Origin of the sequence: Meiothermus taiwanensis WR-220, from assembly GCF_003568585.1 — a bacterium.
Lineage (GTDB): Bacteria > Deinococcota > Deinococci > Deinococcales > Thermaceae > Meiothermus > Meiothermus taiwanensis.
This window is the reverse complement of sequence record NZ_CP021130.1, coordinates 535958-547770: the sequence shown is the minus strand read 5'-3', so window position 1 is coordinate 547770 and position 11813 is coordinate 535958. Positions and strand designations below refer to the sequence as shown.

Below are 11813 nucleotides of genomic sequence, written 5' to 3'. Positions count from 1 at the left end.
CCCTCGGATTATGTAAACAACATAGGCTACGGCAAAAATGAGGTATGATTGGTTTTTATCGCACGATAAGATCGGCCACCCAAACGATCTCGCAGGCCCCGTTGCCGGTATCCGTGCGAACGGTGGAGGTTCGCCAGGAAAAACCCCGGGGGCCGGTAACATGAACCAGATACCCCTTAATCCAGACCAGGTGGCCGGGTTTGAGGCGCTTCAGGCGCAGCTCGATGTTGGGATTGCCGGGGATCAGGTGCATGTTGGCACTGCTTGCGATAATTTCGCCCAGCGGGATGGGGGGCTCGCGGAACCAGGCGTAAAAGTAGAAGCGATCCGCCTGCCAGATTTTGAGTTTGCGCAGCACGTCGGTATCGGACATGCGACCCCAGCCCAGGGCCAGATCCACCGGCGAGATGGCCGAAGCCGCGTCGTAGCGGTACAGCCGCTTGGCAAGCACCCTGGCTTCAATTTCGAAGTAGGCCACCGGCTTGAACTGGTAACCCGGTTTTTCCAGGCGCACCTCGCTTTCAGGGGTTAGCGGGGCCTGGAGGGGGGCACGGGCCACCAACACCCCTGGTGGGCGCTCGATGGGCCGGGCTTGCACATAGCGGATCAGCCCAAAAACGCCCCCAAACAGCAGCAAAATCAGCAAGAGCAGCCGCACATTTGCAGTTTAGGCGGCGGTGGCCTCGAGGCCGGTTCAAATTTCGTCCTTGGCCAGGTCGTTGAAGCGCACGTGCTGGGCGTGGAACTGTAGCTCCACGGTGCCGGTGGGACCGTTGCGCTGCTTGCCCACGATAATCTCGGCAATGCCGGCCTTTTCGGAGTGGGGGTTGTAGTACTCGTCGCGGTAGATGAACATCACCAGGTCGGCGTCCTGCTCAATCGAGCCCGACTCCCTCAGGTCGGAGAGCATGGGCCGCTTGTTGGGGCGCGACTCCACCGCCCGCGAAAGCTGCGAGAGCGCAATTACCGGCACGTCCAGCTCGCGGGCCAGGCCCTTGAGGCCACGGGAGATCTGGGCGATCTCCTGCTGGCGGTTTTCGCCCCCGTTCTTACCACCCCCAGGGCCGGACATGAGCTGCAAATAGTCAATCACAATCAGGCCCAGCCGGTGTTGGGCATGCAGGCGACGGGCCCTGGCCCGGAGTTCCATCAGGGTGAGGTCGGAGGTGTCGTCGATCAGGATGGCCGCCTCAGCGATACGCCCGGCCACGTCCACCAGGCGCGAGAAGTCGCGGTCGGTGAGCTGGCCCTGCCGCAGGCGGTTCATGTCGATACGGGCCTCGGAGCAGAGCATCCGGGTGACTAGCTGCACCGCGGGCATCTCCAGCGAGAAGATGGCCACCGCCGTGCCCTCGCCCCGCAGCGCCACGTTTTGCGCGATGGTCAGGGCGAAGCTGGTCTTACCCATGCTGGGCCGGGCCGCAATGATGTTCAGCGAGCCGCTGGTCAGGCCCCCAATCATGTTGTCCAGTTCGCGGAAACCGCTCTTGACCCCATCGACCTGGCCCTTGTTCTCGTAGAGCATTTGGATGTGCTCGAAGGTCTCGTGCACGAGCTCCTTCATGCTCTGGAACTCCGAGCGGGCCCCCTGGGTGGAGACCTCGAGCACCTTGCGCCCCGCCGCATCGAGGATGTCCTCGAGGCTTCCCTCCTCGTCGTAGGCCATCTTCATGGCCTCGCCCGCCGCAGCAATCAGCTTGCGCAGCGTCCATTTCTCGGCCACGATGCGTCCGTAGTAGTCGGCATAGGCGGCGGTGGGGGTCTGCTCCGAGAGGCCCACCAGGTACGAGAGGCCCCCCACGTTCTCGAGCTCCCCCCTCTGGCGCAGCTCCTCCGAGAGCGTTACCAGGTCAACTGGGTCACGCCGGGCCCGCAGCGCCACCATGGCCTCCCAGATTTTGCGGTGGGCTTCCTTGTAAAAAGCATCGGCGGCCAGCAGGCCCTCGAGCCGGTCTAGCACCTCACTGTCCAGCAGCACCGAGCCCAGCACGCTGGCCTCGGCATCCAGGTTATGGGGGGGAACACGGCCCTCGAGCGGTGTGGTTGCCATGGCTACTCTCCTATTCCAGAAACCCTATTCAGCAAGTTCTTACTCTATTCAATCCCAAAAGTTTGGCAAAGTGCTTGCCAAGTCGGCCATGCTCTGCTATATTCTTAGCTGCTAAGAGCGCGTCGTTCCGCGATAGCTCAGCTGGTAGAGCGCTCGACTGTTAATCGAGTGGTCGCAGGTTCGAGCCCTGCTCGCGGAGCCAAAAAACCCAGGGAAACCTGGGTTTTTCTTTCTTAGAGCCGCCCCGCCTCGATGATGCTGGCCAAAAACTGCTGGGTGCGCTCGCGCTGGGGGTTGGAAAAAATCTGCTCGGGGGGGCCTTCCTCGTGCACCACCCCACCGTACATGAAGCAGACCTTGCTGGCCACCTCCCTGGCAAAGCCCATCTCATGGGTGGCCAGAATCATGGTCATGCCCTCGCGGGCCAGCTCGCGCAGCAGGTTGAGCACCTCCGAGACCAGCTCGGGGTCGAGGGCCGAGGTGATCTCGTCCAGGAGCAAAAGCATGGGTTCCATGGCCAGCGCCCGCGCGATGGCAACGCGCTGCTGCTGGCCGCCCGAGAGCTGGTCGGGGTAGGCCTGGGCTTTGTGCTCGAGGCCGATCCGCTTCAAGAGGGCCAGGGCCTTGGCCCGGGCTTCGGGCTCGGGCATGCGCAGCACCTGGGTCGGGGCCAGGGTGATGTTTTGCAGCACGGTCATGTGGGGAAAGAGATTAAAGCTCTGGAAGACGATCCCCACATCGCGGCGCAGGGCGTTGAGGTCGACCCCCGGCCCGGTGATGCGGTCGCCGTGGAGCCGGATCTCCCCCTCCTGGATCTCCTCGAGGCCGTTAATACAGCGCAGCAGCGTCGACTTGCCACAGCCCGAAGGCCCGATCAGGCAAACCACCTGGTGCTCCTCCACCGTCAGGTTGATGCCGCGCAGCACCTCGTTGGCACCAAAGCGCTTGTGTACGTTGCGGATTTCCAAAAAGCTCATGTGTGCTCTCCCTCGTCGGCAACCCAGCTATCCCTGCCGGAAGCGGGCCCGGTCGCGCTCGACCAGCCGGTCGACCAGGCGGGTCTGGGGGATGGTGATCAGGATAAAAAGAATGGCCACGGTGGTCACGGCCGACAGGTTGAAGTCGTTGGAGGCGATGATGCGGGCCTGGTTGAAGGCGTCGATCACCCCCACCACGTTCACCAGGGCGGTGTCTTTCTGCATCCCGATGAAGTTGTTGAGCAGGGGCGGGATAATGCGCCGCACCGCCTGGGGCACCACCACAAAGCGCAGGGTCTGCCCATAGGACAGGCCCAGGCTGCGGGCCGCGGCCCACTGGCTGGGGTGGATGCTCTCGAGGCCGGCCCGGTAGACCTCGGCCATATAGGCCCCGTAGGTCAGGGTCAGGGCCAGCACCGCCAGGGCCTCCAGGGGCAGGTTGCGGAAAAAGCCGATGCCGGTAAGGGGCAGGCCAAAGCCAATCAGGTAAATCACGATGATGGAGGGCAGGCTTAAAAAAGCGTCGGTGTAGAAGGTGGCGATAAAGCGGATGGGCTGGGCCGGCTTGCCGGGCAGCAGCTTGGCGATGGCCACCACCAGACCCCAGATGAGGGAAAAAACCCCCGCGAACAGAAAAATCACCACATTCACCCAGAAGGCCTGCAAAATAAGGCCAAAGGAGTTGCGGATGAGCTCGAGCTGGAAAAAAGTGCGCCCAACAGCCACGTTGTTGGCGATAAAAAACAGCACAAACAGCAAAAACAGTACCAGCGCCCCGACATAGCCCAGGGTAAACCAGGCCCAGGTATGGGCTTCGGAGCTGTGCACCCGGGCCGCAATCAGGTTTTCGCTCTGCAAGGCCTGCCGGGCCCGCCGCGCCTGACCCAGGCTTCGCAGCGCCGACCATAGAAGCCCAGAGGGTAGCAACGCAAACAGCACCAGTAAAGCATCGGCCCAGGAAGCCTGGAAGCCGTTGGCCGTCATGGTCTGCTTCACCAACCACATCACCCAGCCCGTGGCCAGCCACAAGGCCACCGCCAGGATCAGGGCCAGCAAGGCAAACCCAAAACCATCCTTGGGAGGGATGGGATGGCGACGTCGCAGCTCTTTCGAGTTTGGTTCGGTCATGGGTAAGTGTAAGTGATTTTACACAAAGCCAACACCGGGAGCTTGCACCCCCGGTGTGAGCACGGCACAGAATAGCGCCGGGTTATGCCACCCAGCTGGGCTATTTCACCAGCTCAACCACAGCCAGTTGGGTTCCATCCCCCCGGCGGCGCTCAGCCAATTTGAGCACGCGGGTATAGCCACCCGGACGATCCGCATAGCGTGGGGCAATCTCCTCGAAAAGCTTCTTGACCAGCTTGGGATCATGCAGGTCACGCAGCACCAGGCGACGCAGGTGGTTGCGCTGGGCGTAGGCGGCCAGCTCCTCCGGGGTGGCCATGCGCTCACCTTCTTTGAGGGGGCGCTCCTGGCCGTTTTTGTCCTTGGGTTTGGTAAAACGCACACCCTCGGGTACGGTCAGGGTAGGTGCTTTCTTCGCCGTGGTGATGAGGCTGTCCATGTAGCCTGCAAGCTCCTTGGCCTTGGGAATGGTGGTCACAATCCGGCCATTCTCCGAGAGCAGCAGGCTCTTAGCCAGGTTACGGAACAAAGCCACGCGGTGCGAGGAGTTCCGATTGAGTTTTCTTCCAGCTTTTTGGTGACGCATGAATCTCTCCTTGGCAGAGGTCTCAGGTCTTGGGTCTGCTCAAACCTGCGACTTGCGACCTGCCACCTCAGTCTTTCATTACCAGCCCGTGCTGGGCCAGGCAGTCCTTGATTTCCTGTAGGCTGCGATCGCCAATACCGGGCACGCGCCTGAGCTCCTTTTCCGACAAGGCCAGCAGACTTTCCACGCTCTCGATGCCCTCTTCCTTGAGGTTATGCAAAACACGGGTAGTCAGGCCCAGATCGTCCAGGGTTAGACCCACCCCCCGGGGCGCTGGTGCAGCGGCTGCCGGTGCAGCAGGAGCGCTTGCGGTAGGCGCGGGGGCAGGAGCGCTTTTAGGCTCAACCCGCATGACCGGTGACTGATCAAAGTAACCGAGTTGTTCCCGCAGGATGGCCACGGCCTGTTGGAGCGCATCCATGGGCGAGACCGCACCGTTGGTCCAGATGCGCAAGGTCAGCTTGTCTAGGTCGGTGCGCTGGCCCAGGCGGGTATCCTCAACCTGGTAGGCCACCCGGCGCACAGGCGAGTACAGGGCATCCACCGGAATCGAGGAGATACGGTCTTTAATGCCGTGCTTTTCAGCCGGCACGTAGCCCACCCCTTCGTCTACACGAATTTCCATCACCAGCTTGCCCTTTTCCTCCAGGGTAGCGATGTACTGGTCGGGGTTAACCACCTCGGCATCGGGGGGGCACTCCAGGTCGCGAGCGTAGATTACCTTGGGGCCGCTGGCGCGCAGGGTGAGGGTTTTGGGGCCAGTGCCGGGGTTGGCAAAACGCACAACCAGCTCCTTGAGGTTGAGGATAAGCTGAATGGCGTCCTCCTTAACGCCCGGAATGGTGGAGAACTCGTGTAGAACGTCTTCGATGTAAACGCTGGTAACGGCGGTACCGGGAATCGAGGAGAGCAGAATGCGGCGCAAGGGGTTGCCCAGGGTTACACCGAAACCCCGCTCGAGCGGCTCGAGCACGAACTCGCCATAATTGCCGTCAATGCGGGCGTTAAAAACAGGGGCTTTGGTCTTGGTGGTTTCCAAACTAGAACCTCCTCAGAGGTGCTGATAGCGCGGCGCGCTACGAACTATCGGGAATAGAACTCGATCACGAGCTGCTCATTTACCGGCAACGAGAGCATTTCCCGTTCCGGGAGCCGCAAGAAGCGCCCGGTCATAGTATCGGCGTTGAATTCCAGCCAAGGGAAGCTCTTGCGGTTCTTAAAGCGCTCGACATTTTGCACAATAAAGTCAATCTTCTTGGCCTTTTCCGAGACCTTGATCTCGTCACCCGGACGCACGCGGTAGCCGGGAATATTCACCCGCCTGCCATTGACCAGAATGTGCCCGTGCCGCACAAACTGCCGAGCCTGGCGGCGGGTAGAGGCGATGCCCATGCGGAAAACCACATTGTCCAGACGGCTCTCGAGCAATTGCAAGAACACCGTACCGGTCACGCCCTTCTTGCGGCTGGCCTCCTCGAAGAGGTTGCGGAACTGAGTTTCCGACACGTCATAGATAAAGCGCAGCTTCTGTTTCTCGCGCAAGCGCACCGCGTAGTCGGAGGGACGGCCCTTGCGCTTCTGGCCGTGCTGGCCCGGCGCATAGGGACGGCGATCTAGGTACTTTTGTACTTTTTCGGTCTCGGCGATGTTCACCCCAAGGTGACGCGCCACTTTTACGATTGGCCCTCTATAACGACCCATTCTTTATCTCCTCCATCGGTCAGAAACGTGCTTTGTAGCTATATTCCCAACCGGGTTCCCAGGATCTGGGGGTGAAGCAGGGAACCAAAGTTTCACCCCAGCAAAACAACCTAAACAGCCTTACGGAACTTTTTACGAGGACGGCAGCCGTTGTGCGGCGTGGGGGTATCGTCCACAATGGAACGCACCTGCAGCCCGCTGGCCTGCAGGGCCCGGATGGCTTGTTCGCGGCCCGCCCCGGTTCCCCGTACCACCACTTCCACGCTGCTCATCCCATAGCCCTGGGCCTTCTTTGCAGCATCCATGGCTGCTAGTTGAGCTGCATAGGGCGTGCCCTTGCGGCTGCCTTTGTAGCCAATAACCCCCCCGGACGACCAGGTCACGGGGTGCCCGTCGTTATCGGTGATGGTTACGATGGTGTTGTTGTAGGAGGCATGAATAAACGCCTTACCCGTCGTAACCTGGCGCTTGATTTTCTTCTTACGACTTGTAGCAGACTTTTTCTCGGCCATACTCTCCTCGTGCTCACTCCACCATAAATCAGCGGCGGAGGTCTATCAGGAGTCTCAACTGGCATGTACACGATGCAGGTAATGCATCTGCGTTCCAGCTTTGTTCAACTGCGTCAAGATCAAAACATTGCCCCCAAAGGCAACAAACCCTTACTTGCGGGGTGCCTTCTTCTTACCAGCCACGGTTTTGCGGGGGCCTTTGCGGGTACGGGCGTTGGTGCGGGTGCGCTGCCCACGCACCGGCAGCCCACGGCGGTGGCGGAGCCCCCGGTAACAACCAATGTCCATCAAGCGCTTGATATTGGCGGCCACCTCAGCACGCAGCTCGCCCTCGAGCTTGTAGGTGTTTTCCACAAACTCACGCAGGCGGGCCACCTCGGCCTCGGTCAGGTCTTTGACCCGGGTCGCCGGGTTCACATTGGTAGCGGCTAGGGCTTCTTTCGCGCGCGCAGGGCCTACCCCATAGATGTAGGTTAGAGCAACATCCACACGCTTATTCCGGGGGATTTCTACACCAGAAATACGAGCCATTCATTCACCTCCTTTCCAAACTTCCATCAGCCTTGACGCTGCTTGTGGGTGGGGTCTTCACAGATCACATAGACGCGACCGTGGCGTTTGATCACCTTGCACTTGTCGCACATTTTCTTGACTGAGGTACGCACTTTCATGGTTTCTCCTTAAGAAAAATAGGGATGGGCCTTGCGCGCTGGCCGGATGGATCACTTCCGGTACACAATCCGGCCCCGGCTAGGGTCGTAAGGGGTAATCTCGACCACCACCCGGTCACCGGGCAGAATACGGATGTAATTCATCCGCATTTTGCCGGAGATGTAGCAGAGTATCTCGGGGCCGTTATCGAGCTGAACCCGGAAAGTGGTGTTGGGTAAAGCCTCACTGATGACGCCTTCGGCACGAATTGTGTCCTTTTCCTTGGCCAAGCCTCTCCTCCTAGCGCGAATCCTGGCTACCGTTCTACCGGCACGGGCTTCTGGCTCCCCGTCAGGAGGCGAGGGCCAGAATCGGTAATCAGTACCGTGTTTTCGTAGTGGGCCGCCAGGTTGCCTTTTCCAACCGTAGCCGTCCAACCATCCGCCAATATTACCATCTTGGCAGGGTATAAAGCAACCATGGGCTCAAAAGCCAGGGTCATGCCGGGCCGGAGCTTGGGGCCTTTGCCGGGCTCACCATAGTTGGGCACCTGGGGATCTTCATGCAATTCACGCCCCACACCGTGTCCCACCATCTCCCGGATGCACCAAAGCCCGTGCTGCCGCTCGACAAAATCCTGCACCGCCGCTGCCACGTCGCCAATACGCCGGCCGGGCTGCAACAACTTAAAGCCCACCCAGAAGGCCTCCTCGGTCACGCGCATCAGGCGTTCGGCCTCGGGCGAGACCTTACCAATGGCGTATGTGCGGGCCATATCGGTGGTGTAGCCCTCGTAGGTGAACAGGAAGTCGATCTTCAAGAGTTCGCCTTCCCGCAAAGGGCGCTTGGAAGGAAAACCGTGCACCACCACATCGTCGATGGACATACAGGTAGCGCTAGGAAAGGGCACGGTGCCGCCCGCACGGTAACCGATTTGCGGGGCCTGGCCACCTGCCTTTTGAATCGCCCGCAGGATGATCTGGTCGAGCTCGAAGGTGCTTACCCCGGGGCGAATGTGGGGCTCCACCTCGGCAAAGATAGCGGTATGAAGCTGACCGGTTTTGGTCATCTTCTCGATTTCCCAGGGCGATTTGATGTGGATGGCCATAGCTCAACTACCAATCCGCAGCTCAGGAGACCCCCAAGCCCAGGGCCTTTTGAATGGCCTGGTACACCTCGTCCACCTTACCCAACCCGTTGATTTCTTTGAGCTGGCCGGTCTTTTTGTAGTAGTCCACCAGGGGCTGGGTTTTCTGACGGTACTCCACCATCCGGGCCCGGATGGTGTGTTCGTTATCGTCCGAGCGGCCTTCTTCCAGGGCCCGCCCCAGCAGCCGGCGAACCAGTTCTTCTTCCGGGGCGGTCACCAGCAGCACACCCAGCAGGCGAATCTGGCGTTCGGAGAGCAGCCGGTCGAGGGCTTCAGCCTGGGCCAGCGTGCGTGGGAAGCCGTCGAAGATGACCTTGGGATCGGGCATCTCGGCCAGCTCCTGGCCGATCAGTCCCAGGATAATTTCGTCGGGCACCAGCTTACCTGCTTCCATTAGAGGTTTGGCTTGCTGGCCCAGTTCGGTGCCCCGTGCCACGTGGCTGCGGAGGATGTCACCGGTAGAAAGTTGCCGAAAACCCAGCTCGAGGGCCAGGCGCTTGGCCTGGGTACCCTTGCCCGCCCCCGGGGGGCCCAAGAAAATTACCGCCTCTGCCACCTCCGACCTCCTTAGCGGGTGCGGCCCCGCAAACGCCCTTTGGACAAAAAGCCCTCGTAGTTGCGCATCTGCAGCTGGGCCTCAATCTGGCGCAGGGTATCCAGTGCAACCCCCACCACAATCAACAGGCTGATGCCTGAGAAATGGAAGGTCAGGGTGGTCACGCCGGTTACGTTCTGCATGATGGTGGGCAAAGCCGCCACGATCCCCAAAAAGATAGCCCCCCAAAGGGTCAAACGTGAGACGATGTGCTCGAGGAACTTCACAGTGGGCTCGCCGGGGCGGATACCGGGGATAAACCCACCGTACTCACGCAGGTTCTCGGAGATGCGGCGCGGGTCGAACTGTACCGCTGTATAGACGTAGGTAAAACCGATGATCAGCAGCACCTCAATCAGCAGGCCAGGGAAACGGTTGGGCGTGAAAAAGTTGGCGATGCCCTGCGCCAAAGTGGACTCGGGAAACACCCCGGTAATAAAGAGGGGAAGCTGCAGCAAGGCCGCGGCAAAAATAATGGGAATAACCCCGGCGGCGTTGAGCTTGATGGGGATGTAGGTGGCCTGTCCACCAAACATCTTGCGGCCTACCTGCTTGCGTGCGTACTGCACAGGGATGCGGCGCTCGGCCTGCTGAACCGCAGCCATTACCCCAAAAGCCAGCACAATAAAGGCCAGGAAGATCAGAAGGGCTATCAGGTTGACCTCGCCGGTGCGCACCAGGCCAAAGGTACGGCCCAGTTGCGGCAGCCAGGCTGCCACGATGCCGGCGAAGATCACCATGCTGGTGCCGTTGCCAATCCCATATTCGGTGATGCGCTCAGCCATCCAGAGCAGCAAAGCAATGCCGGCCACCTGGGTCACCACCACCACAAAATAGAAGAAGAAGCCCGGTTCCCAGCCGGGGAGCAGGAAGGCCCCGTTGTTTGAGCCTAAAAAAGCGGTGGCCAGGAACAAACCCTGCACCGCCCCTAGCGCGATGCCCGCAATGCGGGTGTACTGCGTGATGATGCGGCGGCCTTCTTCACCCTCCTTTTGCAGCTTTTCCAGGGCCGGAATGACCGTAACCAAAAGCTGCATGATGATGGCGGCTGTGATGTAGGGCATGATACCCAGGGCGAAAATAGAGAACTGCTCGAAGTTACCCCCGGAAAACAGGTTGACCAGCCCCAAGGCACTGCCCGCCTGGGTACCCAAAAACTCGCGGATTTTACCGATATCCACCCCAGGGGTCGGGATGAACGTGCCCAGCCGATACAACGCCAGCACCAAAAGCGTAAACAAAATGCGCTTACGCAGTTCAGGGATGATGATGGCGGAGCGGAAGGCCGCAAGCATCTTAGGCCCCCTCGATCACAATAGCTTCCCCACCCGCTGCTTTGAGCTTTTCCACAGCAGCCTGGGAAAATTTGTGAGCCCGCACCTTCACTCCATTGGCATCACCTAGAGCCAGCACCTTCACCGGGTAGCCAGGGCGCACCAGGCCGGCCTGGGCCAGCGCCTCCGGGCCCACCTCGCCCGAAGTAAAGTGCTTGGCAATGGCACCCACATTGACCACCTGGTACTCTACTCGCTTGAGTGGCCCGTGGGAAGCGCCTTTCATGCCCCGTTTGGGCAAACGCATAATCAGGGTGGAGCGCCCACCTTCAAAGCGCGCCGGGTTCTTCACACCACCAGAACGGGATTTCTGACCTTTGTGGCCCCGCCCAGCGGTCTTGCCGTGGCCGGATCCAGGGCCCCGACCCACACGTTTGCGCTGTTTGTTGGCCCCTTGGTTGGGACGAATATCGATAAGTTTCATTCCAGCACCTCCACCAGGTGGGCCACCTTGCGAATTTGACCGCGCATCGCGGGGTTATCCTGTATCTCACGGACGCGGTTCATTTTGGTCAAACCCAGCACTTTGAGGGCCACCTTTTGATCCTTGGGATAGCCGATGGGGCTCTTGACCAAACGCACCTTTAGGGTCGCCATCAGACCACCTCCTCGGATTTAGCCGGGCTTTTGCGCAAACGCTTTACATCCTCCCAGGTCTGGAGCTGGCGCAGGGCTTCCATGGTGGCGTAGGCGATGTTCACCGGGTTGCGGGAGCCCAGTTCCTTGGTAAGGATATCGGTAATGCCAGCCAGCTCGAGGATCGCGCGCGGCACCTGGCCTGCAATAACCCCTGTACCCGGTGCCGCAGGGCGCAGCAGGATGGTGGAGGAACCCCAGGTCACGCTGATTTCGTGGGGAATGGTGCCGTTTTGCAAGGGCACCTCAATCATATCGCGCTTGGCGTAGTTGTTGGCCTTCTGGACTGCCATGGGCACTTCTTTGGCTTTGCCCAGGCCCAGTCCCACCCGGCCCTGCCGGTCGCCAACAGCCACCAGCGCTCCGAAGCGGAAGCGGCGTCCTCCTTGGTAGGTTTTGGAGGTACGGCGCACCAAGATCATCTTTTCTTCAAAATCGGTTTCAGGCATATGCAACCTCGCTCGAGGCAGAAGATGGCAACCCGCAACCCTGT

General features: G+C 60.3%; 17 protein-coding genes and 1 tRNA gene. 1 reads left to right on the top strand and 17 read right to left on the bottom strand.

Going from position 1 to position 11813, the window contains the following annotated elements; all coding sequences use genetic code 11:
* Window positions 1–55 precede the first annotated feature (55 nt).
* Entirely contained in the window at window positions 56–658 is a 603-nt protein-coding gene (locus MTAI_RS02815; protein ID WP_027888560.1) for a hypothetical protein, read from the bottom strand.
* Window positions 659–694: 36 nt separating this feature from the next.
* Window positions 695–2050 carry a replicative DNA helicase gene (gene dnaB, locus MTAI_RS02810; protein ID WP_027888559.1) on the bottom strand — a complete coding sequence of 452 codons (1356 nt, stop codon included), beginning with the start codon at window positions 2048–2050 and terminating at the stop codon, window positions 695–697.
* Window positions 2051–2176: 126 nt separating this feature from the next.
* On the opposite strand from dnaB, the gene MTAI_RS02805 reads away from it, so the two are divergent.
* Window positions 2177–2252: transfer RNA gene (locus MTAI_RS02805), tRNA-Asn, on the top strand.
* Between the two features lie 31 nt (window positions 2253–2283).
* Here MTAI_RS02805 and MTAI_RS02800 read toward each other — a convergent pair.
* The 15 genes from MTAI_RS02800 to rpsE form a co-directional block, all read right to left on the bottom strand.
* A complete protein-coding gene (locus MTAI_RS02800; protein ID WP_027888558.1) occupies window positions 2284–3027 on the bottom strand; it encodes an amino acid ABC transporter ATP-binding protein in 744 nt (247 codons plus the stop codon).
* A 27-nt stretch (window positions 3028–3054) separates the two neighbouring features.
* A complete protein-coding gene (locus MTAI_RS02795; RefSeq protein WP_027888557.1) occupies window positions 3055–4155 on the bottom strand; it encodes an amino acid ABC transporter permease in 1101 nt (366 codons plus the stop codon).
* Window positions 4156–4255: 100 nt separating this feature from the next.
* A complete protein-coding gene (locus tag MTAI_RS02790; protein WP_027888556.1) occupies window positions 4256–4741 on the bottom strand; it encodes a bL17 family ribosomal protein in 486 nt (161 codons plus the stop codon).
* Between the two features lie 67 nt (window positions 4742–4808).
* Entirely contained in the window at window positions 4809–5780 is a 972-nt protein-coding gene (locus tag MTAI_RS02785; RefSeq protein ID WP_027888555.1) for a DNA-directed RNA polymerase subunit alpha, read from the bottom strand.
* A gap of 44 nt (window positions 5781–5824) precedes the next feature.
* Window positions 5825–6442 (bottom strand): 30S ribosomal protein S4, encoded by a 618-nt coding sequence (gene rpsD, locus MTAI_RS02780; protein WP_027888554.1) that lies wholly within the window; start codon window positions 6440–6442, stop codon window positions 5825–5827.
* Window positions 6443–6552: 110 nt separating this feature from the next.
* Window positions 6553–6954, bottom strand: coding sequence for a 30S ribosomal protein S11 (gene rpsK, locus MTAI_RS02775; protein WP_013014841.1), 402 nt, complete (start codon window positions 6952–6954; stop codon window positions 6553–6555).
* A 150-nt stretch (window positions 6955–7104) separates the two neighbouring features.
* A complete protein-coding gene (gene rpsM, locus MTAI_RS02770; RefSeq protein WP_027888553.1) occupies window positions 7105–7485 on the bottom strand; it encodes a 30S ribosomal protein S13 in 381 nt (126 codons plus the stop codon).
* 26 nt (window positions 7486–7511) lie between these two features.
* Window positions 7512–7625: a 50S ribosomal protein L36 gene (gene rpmJ / locus MTAI_RS02765; protein ID WP_013014843.1), complete on the bottom strand. Its 114-nt coding sequence runs from the start codon at window positions 7623–7625 to the stop codon at window positions 7512–7514.
* Between the two features lie 51 nt (window positions 7626–7676).
* Window positions 7677–7895: a translation initiation factor IF-1 gene (gene infA, locus MTAI_RS02760; protein ID WP_013014844.1), complete on the bottom strand. Its 219-nt coding sequence runs from the start codon at window positions 7893–7895 to the stop codon at window positions 7677–7679.
* Between the two features lie 26 nt (window positions 7896–7921).
* Window positions 7922–8713: a type I methionyl aminopeptidase gene (gene map / locus MTAI_RS02755; protein WP_027888552.1), complete on the bottom strand. Its 792-nt coding sequence runs from the start codon at window positions 8711–8713 to the stop codon at window positions 7922–7924.
* A 22-nt stretch (window positions 8714–8735) separates the two neighbouring features.
* Complete coding sequence (locus MTAI_RS02750; RefSeq protein WP_027888551.1) at window positions 8736–9311, bottom strand: adenylate kinase; 576 nt, start codon at window positions 9309–9311, stop codon at window positions 8736–8738.
* 11 nt (window positions 9312–9322) lie between these two features.
* Entirely contained in the window at window positions 9323–10645 is a 1323-nt protein-coding gene (secY, locus tag MTAI_RS02745; RefSeq protein ID WP_013014847.1) for a preprotein translocase subunit SecY, read from the bottom strand.
* Between the two features lies 1 nt (window position 10646).
* Window positions 10647–11108 carry a 50S ribosomal protein L15 gene (gene rplO, locus MTAI_RS02740; RefSeq protein WP_027888550.1) on the bottom strand — a complete coding sequence of 154 codons (462 nt, stop codon included), beginning with the start codon at window positions 11106–11108 and terminating at the stop codon, window positions 10647–10649.
* Window positions 11105–11281: a 50S ribosomal protein L30 gene (gene rpmD / locus MTAI_RS02735; protein WP_013014849.1), complete on the bottom strand. Its 177-nt coding sequence runs from the start codon at window positions 11279–11281 to the stop codon at window positions 11105–11107. Before rpmD ends, rplO begins: the two co-directional genes overlap by 4 nt.
* On the bottom strand, window positions 11281–11769 hold the full coding sequence (gene rpsE, locus MTAI_RS02730; protein WP_027888549.1) for a 30S ribosomal protein S5: 489 nt from the start codon (window positions 11767–11769) through the stop codon (window positions 11281–11283). The genes rpmD and rpsE overlap by 1 nt, the downstream gene beginning before the upstream one ends.
* Window positions 11770–11813 lie beyond the last annotated feature (44 nt).

Coding starts and splice junctions, on each gene's coding strand:
- map (WP_027888552.1), bottom strand. CDS start 8,713: ATGGCCATCCACATCAAATCGCCCTGGGAAATCGAGAAGATGACCAAA.
- MTAI_RS02790 (WP_027888556.1), bottom strand. CDS start 4,741: ATGCGTCACCAAAAAGCTGGAAGAAAACTCAATCGGAACTCCTCGCAC.
- MTAI_RS02795 (WP_027888557.1), bottom strand. CDS start 4,155: ATGACCGAACCAAACTCGAAAGAGCTGCGACGTCGCCATCCCATCCCT.
- rpmJ (WP_013014843.1), bottom strand. CDS start 7,625: ATGAAAGTGCGTACCTCAGTCAAGAAAATGTGCGACAAGTGCAAGGTG.
- rpsM (WP_027888553.1), bottom strand. CDS start 7,485: ATGGCTCGTATTTCTGGTGTAGAAATCCCCCGGAATAAGCGTGTGGAT.
- dnaB (WP_027888559.1), bottom strand. CDS start 2,050: ATGGCAACCACACCGCTCGAGGGCCGTGTTCCCCCCCATAACCTGGAT.
- MTAI_RS02800 (WP_027888558.1), bottom strand. CDS start 3,027: ATGAGCTTTTTGGAAATCCGCAACGTACACAAGCGCTTTGGTGCCAAC.
- rpsK (WP_013014841.1), bottom strand. CDS start 6,954: ATGGCCGAGAAAAAGTCTGCTACAAGTCGTAAGAAGAAAATCAAGCGC.
- rpsE (WP_027888549.1), bottom strand. CDS start 11,769: ATGCCTGAAACCGATTTTGAAGAAAAGATGATCTTGGTGCGCCGTACC.
- rpsD (WP_027888554.1), bottom strand. CDS start 6,442: ATGGGTCGTTATAGAGGGCCAATCGTAAAAGTGGCGCGTCACCTTGGG.
- rplO (WP_027888550.1), bottom strand. CDS start 11,108: ATGAAACTTATCGATATTCGTCCCAACCAAGGGGCCAACAAACAGCGC.
- rpmD (WP_013014849.1), bottom strand. CDS start 11,281: ATGGCGACCCTAAAGGTGCGTTTGGTCAAGAGCCCCATCGGCTATCCC.
- secY (WP_013014847.1), bottom strand. CDS start 10,645: ATGCTTGCGGCCTTCCGCTCCGCCATCATCATCCCTGAACTGCGTAAG.